The sequence below is a fragment of the uncultured Paraglaciecola sp. genome (assembly GCF_963977085.1).
Classification (GTDB): domain Bacteria; phylum Pseudomonadota; class Gammaproteobacteria; order Enterobacterales; family Alteromonadaceae; genus Paraglaciecola.
The window spans coordinates 40,824-59,103 of the sequence record NZ_CAXBNC010000007.1; the positions used below are offsets into that span (position 1 = coordinate 40,824).

Annotated in this window: 14 protein-coding genes; 11 read left to right on the forward strand and 3 right to left on the reverse strand. The window is 40.7% G+C overall.

The window, feature by feature from the left end:
* Positions 1-300 precede the first annotated feature (300 nt).
* Together AAC000_RS10185 and AAC000_RS10190 are read left to right on the forward strand one after the other, a co-directional pair.
* Positions 301-1,656 (forward strand): Gfo/Idh/MocA family oxidoreductase, encoded by a 1,356-nt coding sequence (locus AAC000_RS10185; protein WP_339722385.1) that lies wholly within the window; start codon positions 301-303, stop codon positions 1,654-1,656.
* Between the two features lie 517 nt (positions 1,657-2,173).
* Positions 2,174-2,746 (forward strand): GNAT family protein, encoded by a 573-nt coding sequence (locus AAC000_RS10190; RefSeq protein ID WP_339722386.1) that lies wholly within the window; start codon positions 2,174-2,176, stop codon positions 2,744-2,746.
* A gap of 358 nt (positions 2,747-3,104) precedes the next feature.
* On the opposite strand, the gene AAC000_RS10195 is transcribed toward AAC000_RS10190, so the two are convergent.
* Entirely contained in the window at positions 3,105-3,857 is a 753-nt protein-coding gene (locus tag AAC000_RS10195) for a transporter substrate-binding domain-containing protein (protein ID WP_339722387.1), read from the reverse strand.
* Between the two features lie 561 nt (positions 3,858-4,418).
* Between AAC000_RS10195 and mnmA the strand changes: the two genes are divergently transcribed.
* The 6 genes from mnmA (at position 4,419) to AAC000_RS10225 (ending at position 10,578) form a co-directional block, all read left to right on the forward strand.
* Positions 4,419-5,549 (forward strand): tRNA 2-thiouridine(34) synthase MnmA, encoded by a 1,131-nt coding sequence (gene mnmA, locus AAC000_RS10200; RefSeq protein ID WP_339722389.1) that lies wholly within the window; start codon positions 4,419-4,421, stop codon positions 5,547-5,549.
* On the forward strand, positions 5,549-6,196 hold the full coding sequence (gene hflD, locus AAC000_RS10205) for a high frequency lysogenization protein HflD (protein ID WP_339722390.1): 648 nt from the start codon (positions 5,549-5,551) through the stop codon (positions 6,194-6,196). The genes mnmA and hflD overlap by 1 nt, the downstream gene beginning before the upstream one ends.
* 9 nt (positions 6,197-6,205) lie before the next feature.
* Positions 6,206-7,579, forward strand: a complete 1,374-nt coding sequence (gene purB, locus AAC000_RS10210; protein ID WP_339722391.1) for an adenylosuccinate lyase — start codon at positions 6,206-6,208, stop codon at positions 7,577-7,579.
* Between the two features lie 117 nt (positions 7,580-7,696).
* Positions 7,697-8,950, forward strand: a complete 1,254-nt coding sequence (locus AAC000_RS10215) for an adenylate/guanylate cyclase domain-containing protein (RefSeq protein ID WP_339722392.1) — start codon at positions 7,697-7,699, stop codon at positions 8,948-8,950.
* Positions 8,934-10,085, forward strand: a complete 1,152-nt coding sequence (locus tag AAC000_RS10220) for a cupin domain-containing protein (RefSeq protein ID WP_339722394.1) — start codon at positions 8,934-8,936, stop codon at positions 10,083-10,085. The genes AAC000_RS10215 and AAC000_RS10220 overlap by 17 nt, the downstream gene beginning before the upstream one ends.
* Before the next feature lie 34 nt (positions 10,086-10,119).
* Positions 10,120-10,578, forward strand: coding sequence for a GNAT family N-acetyltransferase (locus tag AAC000_RS10225; RefSeq protein ID WP_339722396.1), 459 nt, complete (start codon positions 10,120-10,122; stop codon positions 10,576-10,578).
* A gap of 57 nt (positions 10,579-10,635) precedes the next feature.
* Here the strand turns inward: AAC000_RS10225 and AAC000_RS10230 are convergent, their stop codons facing one another.
* Positions 10,636-13,653 carry an FAD-binding and (Fe-S)-binding domain-containing protein gene (locus AAC000_RS10230; protein ID WP_339722397.1) on the reverse strand — a complete coding sequence of 1,006 codons (3,018 nt, stop codon included), beginning with the start codon at positions 13,651-13,653 and terminating at the stop codon, positions 10,636-10,638.
* A gap of 177 nt (positions 13,654-13,830) precedes the next feature.
* On the opposite strand from AAC000_RS10230, the gene AAC000_RS10235 reads away from it, so the two are divergent.
* Complete coding sequence (locus tag AAC000_RS10235) at positions 13,831-14,052, forward strand: tellurium resistance protein TerC (RefSeq protein ID WP_339722399.1); 222 nt, start codon at positions 13,831-13,833, stop codon at positions 14,050-14,052.
* Positions 14,053-14,122: 70 nt separating this feature from the next.
* Here the strand turns inward: AAC000_RS10235 and ppsA are convergent, their stop codons facing one another.
* On the reverse strand, positions 14,123-16,498 hold the full coding sequence (gene ppsA, locus AAC000_RS10240; RefSeq protein ID WP_339722400.1) for a phosphoenolpyruvate synthase: 2,376 nt from the start codon (positions 16,496-16,498) through the stop codon (positions 14,123-14,125).
* 208 nt (positions 16,499-16,706) lie between these two features.
* Between ppsA and AAC000_RS10245 the strand changes: the two genes are divergently transcribed.
* Positions 16,707-17,519, forward strand: coding sequence for a pyruvate, water dikinase regulatory protein (locus AAC000_RS10245; RefSeq protein WP_339722402.1), 813 nt, complete (start codon positions 16,707-16,709; stop codon positions 17,517-17,519).
* 11 nt (positions 17,520-17,530) lie between these two features.
* A complete protein-coding gene (locus AAC000_RS10250) occupies positions 17,531-18,214 on the forward strand; it encodes a TIGR02453 family protein (RefSeq protein WP_339722403.1) in 684 nt (227 codons plus the stop codon).
* Positions 18,215-18,280 lie beyond the last annotated feature (66 nt).

Genomic DNA, 18,280 nt, shown 5'->3' on the forward strand with positions numbered 1-18,280 from the left:
TAAATCCACACAAATTTTAGTTCATTAGATTTAATTCACTTTCTGCCGTTTAAATGTTCTCTCACATAGTGTGCAAAAATATGGGATACGTTATAAATGTCAGACCACATCACTCATGACGTACATCGCATTTTATTATGCTAGAACACACTTTTTATTATATACACGGCGAACTTTAGGAATTTACCACAAATCACTACCGCTTCATTATGTTTTGATTGAAACTTATTCACAAACCATTAATATGGCCTATAAAACGACTAATCTTAATTCATTTTAATATCTCGATAGGAAAGAATAATGCAAAGAAGAGATTTTATGGTTAAAACACTTGCAGGTGCAGCGCTCGCTGCTGCGTCGCCGGCAATGACATTCGCAATGGGAAAGAGCCCTGATAAAATCAGAATAGGATTTATAGGCATAGGTGCCCGAGGAACAGGGCAACTTGCTCTGACTTTGAAACGAAAAGATATAATAGTAACTGCGGTTTGCGACATTGATAAAGAACGTGTAGATAATGCCTCACAGATGGTGCAAGACGCCGGAATGCCAAAACCTACAAGTTATAACAACGGCCCTCATGATTATCAAAGGTTACTGGCATCAAACGATGTAGATGCCGTCATTATTTCTACGCCTTGGGTCTGGCATACCCCTATGGCAATAGATGCTATGGAAGCCAAAAAAGCGGTTGGCCTTGAAGTCGCAGGGGCATTCGATATTCAGGAGTGTTGGGCCTTAGTTGATGCCTATGAAAAAACCGGCACTCCCTTTATGATCCTTGAGAATGTAGCTTATCGACGGGATATTATGGCGGTTTTGAATATGGTTAGACAAAACCTCTTTGGTGAAATTATTCACATGCAAGGGGGCTATCAACATGATCTTAGAGAAGTGAAATTCAACAATGGAAAACAGTTATATGGTGGGGGTGTTGAATTTGGAGAAAAGGCCTATAGCGAGGCGAGCTGGAGAACAAACCATTCATTGAAGAGAAACGGAGATCTCTACCCAACCCACGGTTTAGGTCCTGTGGCCAATTATATTGATAATAATCGCGGCAATAGATTTGTCTACCTAACCTCTACCGCTTCCAAGGCTAAAGGTCTGAATGAATATATAGTTGAGCATCCTAAAGGCGGTAAAGATCATCCTAATGCTGAATTAGACTTTTTACTTGGGGACGTAGTCACTACTGTTATTAAATGTGCCAAAGGCGAAACAATAGTACTCACCCACGATACTAATCTACCTAGACCCTATTCTTTGGGTTTCAGAGTCCAAGGCACCGATGGTATTTGGATGGATCTTAATGACGGTATTTATATAGAAGGTAAAAGTCCTCCCCATGAATGGGAAAAGGATGCTGAGTACATGAAAAAATATGATCATCCTTTATGGAAAAAATATGAATCAGATACCGAAGGCGCAGGCCACGGTGGCATGGACTTCTTTGTTATACATGCCTTTGTAGAAGCACTTAAAGCCAATGAGCCGATGCCGATGGACGTTTATGACTGCGTATCTTGGGCGGCGGTCACCTGCCTTACAGAACAATCAATTGCTAATGGTAGTGAACCTGTGCAGTTCCCAGACTTTACACGCGGGAAGTGGATGACTCGAAAGCCTATTTTTGGTTTTGATGATAGGTATTAAATCTATTTGAATAACAACTTGAAGCTGCCCTGATGGCAGCTTTAAATAAAACATATCTAGCAGACACTTTTATCTATGAAGTTTTTTTTTAAACGAAAGCCATGTCGTCCAACTGAATTTTTTCGGCAGCTAAAAAAGTCAGCCCAAAAAGCCGCTCACTTCAACCCCCTTAACCGCAAAATGGCTTATTTTTTGAGTAGACGGGGATCACTCTTATTTCTATATGGCTTACTATTCTGAAACTATAAATACAGGATAATAGTGGCGGATCCGGCAAACCTATTGTGGTTTGGCTAATAGAGACATCAATATTAACAATCCAGTAAAATTAAAGTTAAATCAACTAGTTAAAAGAAAGCACCGCATGAAACTCATTAATTGACAGATTAGCCCAAGAGCGACCCGATACAGTTACTGTGTCTTTTAGCTGCGTATTAGTACTCTTCTCAACTCAAGTCTCGCCAACGAGTATAAATATTTATATTCTTTAGCAACTAAAAAACATAAGAAAATTACTATGAATATAGAAGAAAACTCTCACCTGCTCCCTAAACAATTAACTGGCCGTAATATTTATCTACGCATTGCTAAGATGTCGGATTTTGAGGCGATTAAATCCTATCGACAAGATCCTGAAAACTGCCGATATATTCGACCGCCCGAGAATGACGATGAGACACTAAGAATCGTCGATGGACTGTGCAAATCATGGCGATTCACAGAAGGACAGTGGAATGGTTTTGTGATTTGTCTGACTGGTAGTGACACTGCTATTGGTGAAATAGTATTTCGAGTAGAAGATTGGCATAACCAAAGAGCCGAGATTGGCTATCGCATTAGCCAAACCGCAGCGGGTCGAGGCGTGTGTACAGAAGCTTTAACGCTACTTGTGGATTTATTATTTACAGACTTAGGCTTCTTTAAGCTGGTAGCCAAATGTGATCCTAGAAATACGGGTTCATATCGAGTAATGGAGAAACTGGGGTTTAAAAGAGAAGCCTTTTTTAAAGAGCACTATTTGCTAGGGGATGAATGGACTGATCAATACGACTATGGCCTACTCGCATCAGAATGGAAAAAACCTAGCTAATCATCCCTGTAGGCAATCAAATTTATTATTTTAGACTTTAAACATTTTCCTGAATTGGATAACACCCGTTGAAAAATAATTCACAACAAATTGAACTTATTTTGTTATTGCCCCTCTGAATATATAGTTTTTATGTGTGTTCTCATTTTTAAGCCTGATTTTTATCAGGCTTTTTTTTGCCTGTTATACGCATTAACAGGAACCCTGAATTAGGATTGGAGTCAAAAAATTCGATGTGATAGTTGAATGGCCTAGCAGTTCACTTTGGTATGTGGGATTTTATTGGCTAGTTCCCAGCGTACTTTTAGGATCTCCAAATAGCTATGGATTGTTATTGAAAATGCTTATTCAAATCCTATCATTTGATAAGGAGCTGTGCGTACTCTTCGGTTTTTTCAAATTTGCGAGCGGCTTGTTGTAAGCGATTCACAATTTTAATGTCTGTTGTTTTATTAATGGCGATATAGCTACTACGTTGGTTTTCTGGTGCTATTTTTTTGTAGCTAATAGCGACGTCTGATCTTCCTCTTTTATTTAAGACATTTCTAATGTTATCAGGATCGCCATATATTAAGTCAACTCGACCATTTTCTAATAATGACACCGCTAGTTCTCCCTCAGGGACAACATACAGGTTTTGTTGCTCTGAGAAGCCATTTGAACTGAGCTCCTTGTATCCTGCAGAGTCTTTCACTATGGCGATCAATTTTTGCTTAGCTTGCTGCAAGTTATCGACATAATTTTCTGGCTTGCTTGTTAAAGAAATAAATACTCTTGTTAAATTACTGACCTTTATTAGCCAATAAAAATCGTCTTCCCGTTCAGGTGTTTTTATCATACTTAAAATCAAAGTATTAGGATTTTTGCTTGCGGTCGCAAAAGCACGTACCCAGGGCATAAACTCAACTGTGGCATCGAGTTGTGCTTCTTTTAAAATAGCTTGAAGGATTTCAATGGAAGGACCTTTACTCTCACCGTTTTCAAAATATTGAAGTAGCCGATTGTCATTGGCGACTGCTAGTAGATTAGTCTCTATACTCTCCCTGGCGAAAGCGCATAAAGAAGCGCTAATACATACAAAAAATACCAATAAATTTACTGTAAATTGCATAATTACACCTGTTTTTGAGAGCACAGTAGAATAGACGCAACTTCAATTCGAATCAATAAAAGACAAGCTAATTTGGCGGAAAGAAAGTTACCAGCCTATTAATAAAAATCGTTCAATAATATGTTGCACTCATACGCCACTTTTAGGGATTTCAACGGCATTTAAATCTTATACCGTCCGTTTGAGGCGTTAAGTGATTGCTGTAGATATTTACTTATGACAACAAAATCATCAGGTCCAGAGCTAAATTCATAATAATTTGATTTATAAATAATTTTTATTCGAATACTCACTGGGGGACCGCAATAATTAACTACAAAAAATTCTTATAAATGGGTTTGATGGTGAATCTGTTAGTCAAACAAGCTTACTTTGCAAAGTAGGAAAAAGGTAAGCGCTAGTGCAAGGACACTTTTTATCACCATTAAAATAACCATCTTCCCCTAAACATTCCGCTACTTTCATATACCCAAATTCCATGATTAACCAGATGATTTTCCGCAAATTAACTGCTAAACTTCGCGTCCATTTTTCAGCCTCTTATTCTTATATTCAAATTCTATGACAACAACTTCTTCTAGCAGCGATGACACTCGAGACAACAGCCAAATAAAAGTGGTAGTAGGCATGTCGGGTGGTGTCGATTCTTCAGTCTCCGCGTATCTTCTAAAAGAACAAGGCTACCAAGTGGAAGGTTTGTTTATGAAGAACTGGGAAGAAGACGACAATGATGAATATTGTGCGGCTGCCGAAGACTTAAAAGATGCCCAAGCCGTATCGGATAAGTTAGGGATCACCCTGCATACTATTAACTTTGCGGCTGAGTATTGGGATAACGTATTTGAGTATTTCTTGGCAGAGTACAAAGCGGGTCGTACTCCTAATCCCGATATTATGTGCAACAAAGAAATCAAATTTAAAGCCTTTCTTGAGTTTGCTGCAGAAGAATTAGACGCAGATTACATTGCCACAGGCCACTATGTGCAGCGTTCTAACCAATCGGGTCAATGGCAAATGTTGCGTGGTTTAGACGGCAACAAAGATCAAAGTTACTTTTTATATACCTTAGGTGAACAGCATATTGCCCAAACACTTTTCCCTATTGGGCATTTAGAAAAACCTAAGGTGCGAGAAATAGCCCTTGCCCAAGACTTAGTCACTCACGATAAAAAAGACAGCACCGGTATTTGTTTTATTGGTGAGCGTAAATTTAAAGACTTTTTAGCGCAATATTTACCTGCACAACCAGGCGAAATTGAAACAGCAGAAGGTCAAGTTATCGGTAAACACGAAGGTTTGATGTACCACACTTTGGGCCAGCGCAAAGGGTTATTGATTGGTGGTATGAAAGAATATGGCGAAGAGCCATGGTACGTTGTGGATAAAGATATCCAACGCAATGTGTTGATTGTTGGCCAAGGCGCCAACCACCCTCGCCTCTATTCAACTGGATTACTCGCTAATCAGTTACACTGGGTGGATCGTAAAGGTCCACAACAAAGCATTAAGTGTTCAGTCAAAACCCGTTATCGCCAACAAGACATTCCTTGCCAAATAACGCCTAACTCTGATGGCAGTCTATTGGTTAAATTCGATGAACCACAAAAAGCCGTTACTCCGGGCCAATCTGCCGTTTTTTATCAAAACGAGATTTGTTTAGGTGGTGGCATAATTGAGAATTATATCCGTTAATGAACAACCCTAATCATCATCGATTTTATGAAAGTAACATTGCTTTAGCCGGTTTATGTCAAGCGGCTGCGCTGGTAAAACAAATCGCTCGTAGTAATGAATTTGATAAACAAGCATTAGAGACATCGTTAAATAGTATCGCAATTACTAACTCAGACAATACCGAACAAGTCTTTGGTGATATCAAGCAACTTGCTTTAGGTTATCAAACTTTATTTGACCAACTTAGTAATCAATCAACCAACAAAGACGTTGAAGTCACCCGTTATATCGCCAATTTGTTATCCATTGAACGCAAACTTAGCGCGAATAAAAAAACCATGGCTGTCTTAGGTGAGCGTATTTCTAATATACAAAGGCAACAGCTGCATTTAGAAATAACTAACAGTCAAATGTTGAGTAACCTAGCCAGTATTTATACCGATGTCATTAGCCCTGTATCCAGAAAAATTCAGGTAGCCGGTGATCCAGAAATATTAAAACGTCCAGACAATCAGCATCGCGTACGGGCGACCTTGTTAGCAGGTATACGTGCAGCGGTATTATGGCGGCAACTCGGTGGGAAACGTCGACATATATTATTTAATCGGCAACAAATTATAGATAGCGCACAACACACTTTAAACAACATTAGCACGCCAAATTAGGAGTATTTCATGAACCTATCTGCACTCACTGCTGTATCCCCAGTAGACGGCCGTTACGGAAGTAAAACAGTTGAGTTAAGACACATATTTAGCGAATTTGGTTTGCTAAAATACCGCGTGATCGTTGAAGTTCGTTGGTTACAAAAATTAGCGGCCACTGCAGGCATTCAAGAAGTGCCCGCATTTAGCTCACAAGCCAACTCCTTATTAGATAAAATTGTCAGTGACTTTTCTGAAGCAGATGCGCAGCGTATTAAAGACATCGAAAGCACCACTAATCACGACGTCAAAGCGGTAGAATATTTTTTAAAAGAAAAAGTCGCCGACACCCCTGAATTACAAGCGGTGAACGAATTTATTCACTTTGCTTGCACCTCAGAAGACATCAATAACCTGTCCCACGCTTTGATGTTAAGTGAAGCCCGAGATGAGGTCATTTTACCTTACTGGGATAAATTAATTTCTGAGCTAAAACGTTTAGCCATAGAGTTAAAATCTGTGCCTATGATGGCACGTACCCATGGACAACCCGCCTCTCCTACTACTATGGGTAAAGAGATGGCTAACGTGATGATCCGTTTGCAACGCCAACGTGACCAAATCGCACAAGTTCAAATCTTAGGTAAAATTAACGGTGCAGTGGGTAACTACAATGCCCACCTTAGCGCCTACCCTGAGCTAGATTGGCATACTTTTGCAGATGAATTTGTGAACAGCCTAGGCATCACTTTGAATGAATTCACTACCCAAATTGAACCTCATGATTATATTGCCGAGTTGTTTGATGCCATTGCTCGTTTCAATACCATTTTGTTAGATTTCGACCGAGATGTGTGGGGTTATATTGCTCTGGGTCACTTCAAGCAAAAAACCATTGCTGGCGAAATTGGCTCGTCTACTATGCCTCATAAAGTGAACCCTATCGATTTTGAAAACTCAGAAGGTAACCTAGGATTAGCCAATGCGATGTTTGCACATCTTGCCAGTAAACTACCCGTTTCTAGATGGCAACGAGACTTAACTGACTCAACTGTACTGAGAAACTTAGGTGTAGGTGTGGGTTATGCTGTTATTGCTTATCAGTCTTCTCTAAAAGGCATCAGCAAACTAGAAGTTAACGAACAAAGTCTGTTGAATGAGTTAGACAACAATTGGGAATTATTGGCCGAACCTGTACAAACTGTAATGCGTCGATATGGTATTGAAAAACCTTACGAAAAACTCAAAGAGTTAACCCGAGGCAAAAAGATCAACCAACAAATCATGGCTGATTTTATCGATACTTTAGCATTGCCCGATAACGCCAAAGCGCAACTTAAAACGCTTTCCCCAGCCAATTACATTGGACGCGCAATTGAGTTTGTTGAACAGCTAGAAAAATAGGTTTTATTGCCCTTTATAAGGGCTTACTCGGTTACAACACCAGTCCAAATCTAGATCCCAAAAATGATGGAGTGAACTACACTTAGTGTTCACTCCAATTTTTAAAGGGATTTAAAAATGGTTAAAGCTGCCCTCAAAACATGGGTTAATGCAGGGATCACCCCACTCGCATCAGAAAACATCAATCCAATTCGTTTGACAAACATTGTCGCAATATTGATTATTGCCGTGTCTTTATTACAACTACCCACCGCATTATTTTTCTGGGATGACGCCGCTTGGTACGAATTACAAATTGTTCTAGGCACTGTGATTTTACTGACCTTTGTACCTATATTAAACACTTTTAAAGCTTACAAAACGGCAAAATTATTCCTGATATTGGTATACAGCATAGACATTTTTTTGTCCTGCCTACTTTGGCAAATCAACCTTAACATTCAGTATTTTTTTCTATTAGCAGTGTTCATCTGCCCTTTCTTTTTTAACAATGATGAAAAAAACATTATGAACGCCTTGTTAATCAGCCTGTCGTTGTGTTTTTTAGGTTTTGAAATCTGGTTTAATTTACCACTCGAACTCATTTCACAATCGTTACATCAACAGGTTTTTAGACTATCATGTGCCAGCTTGTTTGCCCTGTCTTGTATTTTGTGTAGCTACCATCTGTGGAAAAACGTCAATCGCAGTTGGCAAAAATTAGCAGAAGAAAAGAACCGCTCAGAACGTCTTTTATTGAATATTTTACCTAGCAGTATCGCCCAAAGATTAAAATGTTCACCTACGCTGATAGCCGATTATTTTGAGCAGGCAAGTATATTATTTGCCGACATTCAAAACTTTACTCCCTTATGCAAAAACCTGTCACCAAAACAGCTAATTAACCTCTTAAATGAAGTTTTTTGTATTTTTGACACACTTACCCAAAAGTATGGTTTAGAAAAAATTAAGACCAGCGGAGACGGTTATATGGTGGCAGGAGGTTTACCCATTATTAATTCGATACATGCCACGCAGTGCTGCCACTGCGCTCTGGATATGCAGGATGCTTTTGATGGTATAAGCCAAAAATACCATCTACACACAGGGTTACGAATAGGTATAGGTTGTGGCGAAGTAGTGGCAGGGATAATTGGCAAAAATAAATTCAGCTATGACCTTTGGGGAGAGGCTGTTAATTTAGCTTCACGCATGGAAAGTCACGGTTTATGTAATAGAATCCAAACAACAGAATCCACCTACCAACTCACCAAGGCATATTTTCGTTTCGATAAGCGCGGTAATGTGGAAGTGAAAGGTGTGGGAAGGGTCACAACTTATTGGTTATTAGGCAGAAAAAACAACTTGGAAACACATGTACTCTTTAAATAATATTGATATAAAACAATTCCTGACACAATACTGGCAAAAGCAACCTTTGGTCATTAAACAAGGTTTCGCTAATTTTATTGATCCCTTAGACGAAAATGACTTAGCGGGTTTAAGCCAAGAGCCATCAGTTGACTCAAGGATCGTTAGTCAAACACGCAATTCTTGGGAGGTGAGTCACGGGCCATTTGAAGACATTAACGCCTATTGTGTGGGTGCATGGAGTTTATTGGTGCAATCGGTTGACCACTTTATTCCTGAGGCAGACGAACTGATGCGGGCATTTGATTTTATACCACACTGGCGCATGGATGACCTGATGGTGAGCTTTTCAAATAAAGATGCAGGTGTCGGCCCTCACCTCGATCAATACGATGTTTTTATCATTCAAGGCAAAGGCTCAAGGCGCTGGAAAGTTGGCCTGCCAGGAAGTTTCGAAGCAATCACGCCACATAAAGACCTGTCACAAATTACAGGGTTTCAATCCGTTATCGATCAAGTGCTGATGCCGGGTGACATTATCTACATCCCCGCCAACCATCCTCATAACGGCATCGCACTCGAAGAATGTTTGAATTACTCAGTAGGGTTTCGTGCGCCTTCACAGCAAGAAATGTTATCTTCCTTTGCTGACTTTGCCATTGATAACAACCTATTTACTGCGCGTTATACAGATGCAAAACTAGCTCCTCGTGAGTTTAGCGGTGAAATAAAACAACACGAAATCGCTAGATTCAAAGAAATGTTACAGCAACTGTTAGAAACAGATCACTTTACTAATTGGACGGCCCACTTCTTAAGTCAAAGCCGCGACAAACAAGAGTTTGACGAGCAGTTTATGCAAAACTTCAGCCTCCAAGAAGTGACTGAAAAATTACAAGCTGGCGTGCACTTTTTTCGAAGCCCTGGGATCAAAGCCGTCTTTGTTGAACAACAACCTTCTAGTATTCAAGATTTTACCTTTTATTTGCAGGGTGAAGCATTTTCAGTGCCACACGCAGACAAAGCCTTAGTTACTGAGTTACTAAATAAAGCGGATTTTTGCCTCAATGATACAAAACTAGACCAAAGTAGTATGTTTTTTACACAACTAATGACTACACTGGTCAACTCAGGGTATTGGTTCCCTGAAGATTGAAATACCCTTGGGTATGAAAACTAGGAGTGACTACATGGCGTTTTTTGCAATAAACGTCGATTGGGGAAACGAACAACACAAGCTTAAAAAAATTAGAGAAAAAGTATTTGTTTGCCAATGGCGTATTCCCGCGGAATACGAGTTTGACCACCAAGATAGCATTGCATTTCATGTGTTAGTGGTGAACGAACACAATCAAGCCGTCGCAACGGGCCGTATCACTCCCAAGGGAGAAATTGGTCGCATTGCAGTTGAGCCTGAATTCAGGTGCCCAGAAGTATATCAAGCACTCTTTAATGCACTGCTAAAAATTGCCCACCAGCATGGTTTGCAAGAAATTCTAGTGCAGTGTGAGTTGGAAGGTGTTAACTATTATCAACAACAAGGATTCCGACCAGTCGGCACAGTGTTTATGGATGCAGGTGTAGCAAGACAAAGTATGTTGTGCAACCTGAAAGACTTCAATCTCGAAAGAGTAGAACTTACACACTAGGGTAAGATTAGCAGCTAATCTTACCCTAGTGGTTTTGCTACTTCCGACTCCAAAACCCTACAAACTCATAGCCAATATTTGTAATGGATGTTTAGGTTTAAATTGCTCAAACCTCGCGACTTGACTACGACAAGAATACCCAGTGGCTACAATTTGTTCTGGTTGATATTGGCTCACGGCCTGTTGCCAACTTAATTGATAAATCCCCGTAGATTCTTCTAAATGACTGGCTTCATGACCAAAGGTACCGGCCATTCCACAACACCCAACTGACACAGCTGATAAATTTAAGCCCATCTTTTGGAAGATTTGTTGCCACTGTTTTTCACTTGTGGGTAGTGCGGTTTTCTCGCTGCAATGGCCAAATAGCGCGTAATTGGGGGTTGTGCCCTCGGTGATTTTTGGTAATTCAAGTGCCATTAACCACTCATGAACCAGTTCTACCTTAAACTCTCCACGTGTATCGCCTAACACTTTAGAATATTCATCGCGATAACACAGCACCATAGACGGATCGACACCTATCATTGGCAAAGACAATTCATGTAACTGATTCAAAAACTCTGCCGAAGTTTTAGCCGTTTTAGCAAACGCCTTCAAAAACCCTTTAACATGTTGTGGTTTACCGTTCGGCATAAAAGGCAGCAACAAAGGTTCATAACCCAACTTGGTGATAAGTTGCACCAAGGACTCCACAACTTGAGCATCATAAAAGCTGGTAAAGGGATCTTGCACAATACAGACTTTTTTGGCTAACTGCGCTGGGCTTAATTTCTGTAGTTCTCCCAAGTCAAATTGCTGCGAAGCACTATTATTCAACCTTTGACTTAGGGTTGGCTGGGATAAAATGGGTGTATCAATGTAACCCACAGATTTACGTATGGCCTGATTGACCCAGCCTTGACGTAGAAAAAAATTGATAAAACCAGGCGCTTTGGCCATCAAAGGCGCCATCTTTTCAATATTCCCCACTAGGAGATCTTTGGCAGGTCGCATGTATCTTTGATAATACATACTTAAAAAGCGCGACCTAAATCCTGGCACATCAACACTGACTGGACATTGACTAGAGCACGCTTTGCAGGCTAAACAGCCTTCCATCACTTCTAACACTTCATGTGAAAAGTCATGGGCAATGTTTTTATCTGTACTATTTCTAAAACGTTCAAACCAAGTTGGCGGATCTTCATTGTGCTCCAGCGCGTTGATATCAATATTTTCTTTAGACAATAACCTCAACCATTCGCGCACCATGCCTGCCCTGCCTTTAGGGCTATGACGCCTATCGCCCGTTACTTTGAAAGAGGGACACATAGGTGAAGTTGTATCGTAATTAAAACATAACCCATTGCCGTTACAGCTCATGGCGGGTTCAAAGGATGTTCTTACCTCAATGGGGATTTGCCTATCAAACTCGCCACGCTTTTTATCAGACACTGTCACTAAAGAGTCTGCTGATTCTAACGGCGTGCAGATTTTTCCTGGATTCATTTTATTGTGAGGATCGAACACGGTTTTTATTTTTCGAAGCTCTGCAAATAACGCCTGACCAAAAAACGCTGCTCCATACTCACTGCGATACCCTCGACCATGTTCTCCCCACAATAATCCACCATATTTAGCCACCAATGCCACGACTTGGTCTGAAATCTGTGGCACCAAGGCTTCTTGCTCAGCATCACACATATCCAAGGCGGGGCGCACATGTAGTACGCCTGCATCCACATGTCCAAACATACCGTACTTCAATCCATGGCTATCTAACAACGCTCGGAATTCCATAATAAAATCGGCTAAATTCTCTGGTGGAACCGCTGTATCTTCGACAAAAGCAATGGGCTTTTTATCACCTTTGGTTTTTCCTAATAAACCTACCGACTTTTTACGCATAGCGTAAATTTTCTGAATGTCGCTATTGTCGTAAGTCACTTGGTAACCTATGACTCCTAAATTTTCTGCAGAGGCTAAGTGGGCGCTCAAAGTAGCAATTTTCTGTTCTATATCAGCCTGATCATTACTGTTGTATTCGACCATGTTTAAGCCAAGTACAGTTTTACCCTCTACTTCAGTAATTAAGTTCTCAACTGAATGCCAAATAATGTCCTGCTTAGCGAGATTAAGTACATTACTGTCGACCGTTTCTACCGATGTTGCATTAGCCGCAACCATACTAGGAGCATGCCTTAAGGCAGATTCAAAAGAGTTATACTTAACATTGACGAGTGCTTTAAACTTAGCGATAGGTGTGATGTTAACTTTCGCTTCAGCAACAAAAACAAGAGAGCCTTCAGAGCCTGTTATAACACGGCTAATATCTAATTCGCTTAGCTCATCATTCAGAGTGTGCTCTAAGTCATAACCGGTTAAAAACCGATTTAAGCGGGGAAACTTTTCTAAAATTTGTTGCCGCTGACCGACACAGGTATCTAATAATTGCTTGGTAATTTTTGCGATTGGTGTATGTTTTTGACTTAAAACATTAGCATCATCAATGGCCATTGGGGCGGTGTTGAGAATGGTACCATCGGCCATTACCGAAGTAAGGGCTAAGATATGATCACTGGTTTTACCATACACCAAGGACCCCTGACCTGAAGCGTCGGTGCTGATCATGCCACCAATGGTTGCGCGGTTACTAGTGGACAAGTCTGGTGCAAAAAAGAACCCCAAGGGTTTTAACACATCGTTTAACTGATCTTTAACTACACCCGCTTGCACTCTAGCCCAACACTGCTCAGCATTGACTTCCAATATTTGATTCATATACCGAGACACATCAACAATAATGCCACTGGTAAGGGATTGTCCGTTAGTACCTGTACCACCACCTCTGGCGGAAAATTTTACGTCTTGATAGGGATTGGCGGTTTTCCCAATTAATGATAAATCTTCAATGTTTTTTGGGAAAATAACAGCTTGGGGCAACTTCTGATAAATAGAATTATCGGTAGATACCGCTAAACGACTGCCATAACTGTATTCAACATCACCAGAAAAAGTGGATCTGGCCAAGTCGGTCAAATAATCTTTGTAGTTATTTTCAATAAGAGCTTGAGGGTCTAACGCTGGCAGCATAGGAATAATTCAGTAATTTATGAGTAGAGTAGAACGTTAATTATACCTAAAATGATCATCTCGTCTCTAGATCTATTCGGCATTAAATAGTTTGTAACAACTGAAATTTTCAGAAAAAAGCGAACTGATATAGTCTTACTCTTATTAAGTAATCTCAATCCAATTAGGGTGACAGACATGAAGAAAAAAATTCGGATCACTTTGGGCTCATTATTAGCCATATTTGGAGTGGTATTTTTTATTCTGCCAGGCTCGATCTTTGTTTTACTGTTAGGTTTAGTCATGCTCAGTTATGACGTACCCAAAGCCAGACAATGGTTACGTATATGTCAAAATGCCATGTCTAAGTCGGCTCGTAAATTAGATAAGATCATTCTGGATAGAAAACTAAAGATCTAAACTCCCCCTTAAAAAAACATAAAAAAAGCCGCTTCGTTGAAGCGGCTTTTTAGATCTAGCTATTTATAGTTTACTGTCCGTGCTTCTCACCCAGATATAACCAAGTTTCAACCACTGTGTCAGGATTCAGAGAGACACTATCTATGCCCTGCTCCACCAGCCACTGAGCTAAGTCTTCATGATCAGATGGACCTTGACCACAGATACCCACATACTTGCCACGCTTTTTAGCCGCTTTAATTGCCATGGATAACAAGGCTTTCACTGCTGGATTACGCTCATCAAACAAATGAGCAATCAGACCAGAATCGCGGTCTAAACCTAAAGTAAGCTGAGTCAAATCGTTTGAGCCAATAGAGAAACCATCAAACATATCAAGGAATTGGTCCGCTAGAAGTGCATTTGAAGGCAGCTCACACATCATAATAACCCGAAGGCCATTTTCGCCTTGCACCAGTCCTTGTTCTGCAAGCAACTCCAGAACTTTTGCACCTTCTTCAAGGGTGCGTACAAAGGGGATCATGATCTCAACATTGGTTAAGCCCATTTTATTGCGTACTCGTTTTACCGCTTCACACTCCAAAGCAAAACACTCTCGAAAGTCTTCTGAAATATAACGACTGGCACCACGAAAACCAAGCATTGGGTTTTCTTCATCGGGTTCATATTGATAACCGCCCACTAAGTTAAAGTACTCATTCGACTTAAAGTCAGACATTCGCACTATGACTTTTTCCGGCGAAAACGCCGCGGCTATGGTGGAGATACCTTCAACCAATTTTTCGATATAAAATTCAACAGGCGATGCGTAGCCCGCAATCATATCGTTAATTTCTTCTTTTAATTCATCAGGTTGATTATCAAAATCAAGTAAGGCTTTAGGATGTACACCTATCATGCGGTTAATAATAAATTCAAGTCGCGCCAGACCTACGCCCGCGTGAGGCAATCGAGCAAAGTCAAAGGCTCTATCTGGGTTACCCACATTCATCATGACCTTAAGGGGAATGTTAGGCATGGCGTCAATCCGTGATGTCACAACGTCAAAGTCTAATACATCACCGTAGATGAATCCGGTATCACCTTCAGCGCAGGACACTGTGACTTTGTCACCATTTTCAATTGAATCCGTGGCGTTGCCACAGCCCACTACAGCAGGTATACCTAATTCACGAGCGATAATAGCCGCATGGCAGGTACGGCCACCACGGTTAGTCACTATAGCCGAAGCTTTTTTCATTATTGGCTCCCAATCTGGATCTGTCATATCAGTGACTAACACATCTCCAGGTTGGATCTTGTCCATCTCTTCCACGCCTTTCAGCACTTTAGCGACACCCGCACCTATTTTGTGGCCAATGGCACGTCCTTCACACACAGTTTTGGCTTTGCCTTTTAGCATAAAGCGTTCTATGACCTGCATGTCTTCACGGCTGCGCACTGTCTCAGGACGGGCTTGTACTATATACAATTTTCCATCTAAACCATCTTTGGCCCATTCGATGTCCATTGGACGTTTGTAGTGCTTTTCAATAATGACAGCCTGTTTAGCCAACTCCATGATTTCATCATCAGTCAGCGAGAAACGGCGGCTGTCTGCGGCATCTATATCGACAATTTCAACTTGTTTGCCATGTTCTAAGTCATCTGAATAGATCATTTTAGTGAGTTTACTACCTAGGTTTCTGCGCACTACCGCTGGAAAACCTTTGGCTAAAGTTGGCTTATGTATATAAAACTCATCTGGGTTGACTGCCCCCTGCACTACCATTTCACCTAAACCATAAGAAGACGTCACAAATACCACGTCTTCAAAACCCGACTCGGTATCAATAGAAAACATCACACCCGAAGCCGCGCAATCACTGCGAACCATTCGTTGAATACCTGCCGACAATGCCACACCTTTATGGTCGTACCCTTGGTGTACTCGGTAAGAAATTGCTCTGTCGTTAAACAATGAAGCAAAGACGTGTTTGATGGCCACCATAACTGCGTCGTAACCTTTAACATTTAAAAAGGTTTCTTGCTGACCCGCAAAAGAAGCATCAGGCATGTCTTCCGCTGTTGCTGAAGAACGTACCGCAAAAGACGCTTCATCTCCGGCTTCACCTTGCAAGGTTTCAAATGCACTGCGTATGGCATTTTCTAACTCAGGTAGAAAGGGAGTTTCGATTATCCAATTGCGAATAGTTTCGCCAGCTTTTCCTAACGCGGCAATGTCTTCTACATCTAATTCGTCTAACAAAACATGAATACGTGCTTCTAAGCCACTTTGTTCGAGAAATAAATTAAATGCATGAGCTGTGGTCGCAAATCCTCCAGGAACTTGCACTCCTGCATTGGCTAGATTTGAAATCATCTCGCCTAACGACGCGTTTTTGCCGCCAACTATCCCAACATCCCCCATTCCTAATTGTTGGTACCACAAAACGTGTTCTTGCATTCTCACTTTCTCCAAATGATTGTTTGCTAATTTAATAATCGTGTTAGGTTAGGCAAATCGTCTTAGTTTGATCTGTTAATATCAGCATAAAAAACGAGATCCTTATAACCACTTAATAGTCGTTAAGGGGATTTTAGAATGTTGTTGTTATAAAAGTAAAATTTTATTATTTTTCGTAATTAAATTACACCATTGTTAAGGAAATGTTTTGAGAACTGCCTATTATATTTCGGACGGAACGGCCATTACTGCGGAGGTGTTTGGCCACGCATTGCTCTCCCTGTTTACGATTGAGTTCAAACACATCACTATTCCCTTCGTCGAAACCGCAGATCAGGCAGAAGAGGTCGTTCGGAAAATATCTGAAAGTTTTCAAGATGACGATCAAAGACCGCTAGTGTTTTACACTATAGTCAATATTGAAGTTCGCAAGATCATTTCAAAATCAGTAGGCATAAATTACAATTTTCTCGACCAATTTGTTGCGCCACTAGAAAAGGTATTAGGGGTGCCATCTAAGCCAGAAAAACATCGCACACACAGTATTCATGAAAAAACTTACGACATTCGAATTGAAGCGGTCAATTATGCGTTAGCAAACGATGATGGCTCCAACCTCAAAGATTATCACGAAGCCGATATCATTTTAGTTGGCGTCTCTCGCTCTGGTAAAACCCCAACTAGTCTATATTTGGCGTTGCAGTACGGCATTAAAGCCGCTAATTATCCTTTTACCGAAGACGACATGGGTGACATATTGCGTTTACCTGCATCATTAAGGCGCTTTAAGGACAAGTTATTCGGGCTGACAATTCAAGCTGACAGATTGCACCAAATACGTTCAGAACGACGGGCCAATAGCAAATATGCATCGTTGCAACAATGTCGCATGGAATTACGTGAAGTAGAAAATTTGTATCGCAAAGAAAAAATCCCTTTTCTAAACAGCACACGTTTCTCAATAGAAGAGATTTCAGCGAAAATTTTAGCCACAACAGGTTTGCAACGTAAGAAGTATTAAGGAAAAGCTAGATGTTCACACATTTTGATCCATCACTTCTTAAGTTTTTAAGAGAACTCGAAGTGAATAATGAACGAGATTGGTTTAACGATCATAAACAACAATATGAAGACAATGTTCGTACCCCTGCACTGGCTTTTATCGAACAAATGGATCAGTGGATTAAATTAATTTCTCCCCACTACGAGGCCAGCCCTAAGAAAGTAGGCGGTTCGCTAATGCGCGTTTATCGTGACGTCAGATTCTCAAAAGATAAGTCCCCATACAAAACCAATGTTGGCATACAGTTTCGTCATGAAGTGGGTAAAGATGTGCATGCGCCAGGTTTCTATTTGCACATAGCCGCAGATGATATCTTTTTGGGCGTTGGTACTTGGCATCCTGATAGAGACTCCTTAGCGGCCATACGAGACCATATAGTCACTAAGCCAGGACCTTATGTAGACGCAATTGAACATCAACCCTTTAGCGAATTCTTCGAACTGGCGGGCACTAAACTGACACGTCCACCTAAAGGTTATGAAAAAGAACATGACTTAATTGAAGAAATAAAGCGCAAAGACTTTATTGCGATATGCCAATTAACGGAAAATGATTTGTATCAGGTTGATTTTTGCAAAATGGTGGCCAGCCGTTTCGGTCGTGCACAACCATTCCAAAAATTTTTATGCGAGGCGTTAGGATTACGATTTTAGAGAGCAATAATCTAAAGCTCTGCATGAATACTGATGACCAATAACTGCGGCCTATTTGGTTTTTTC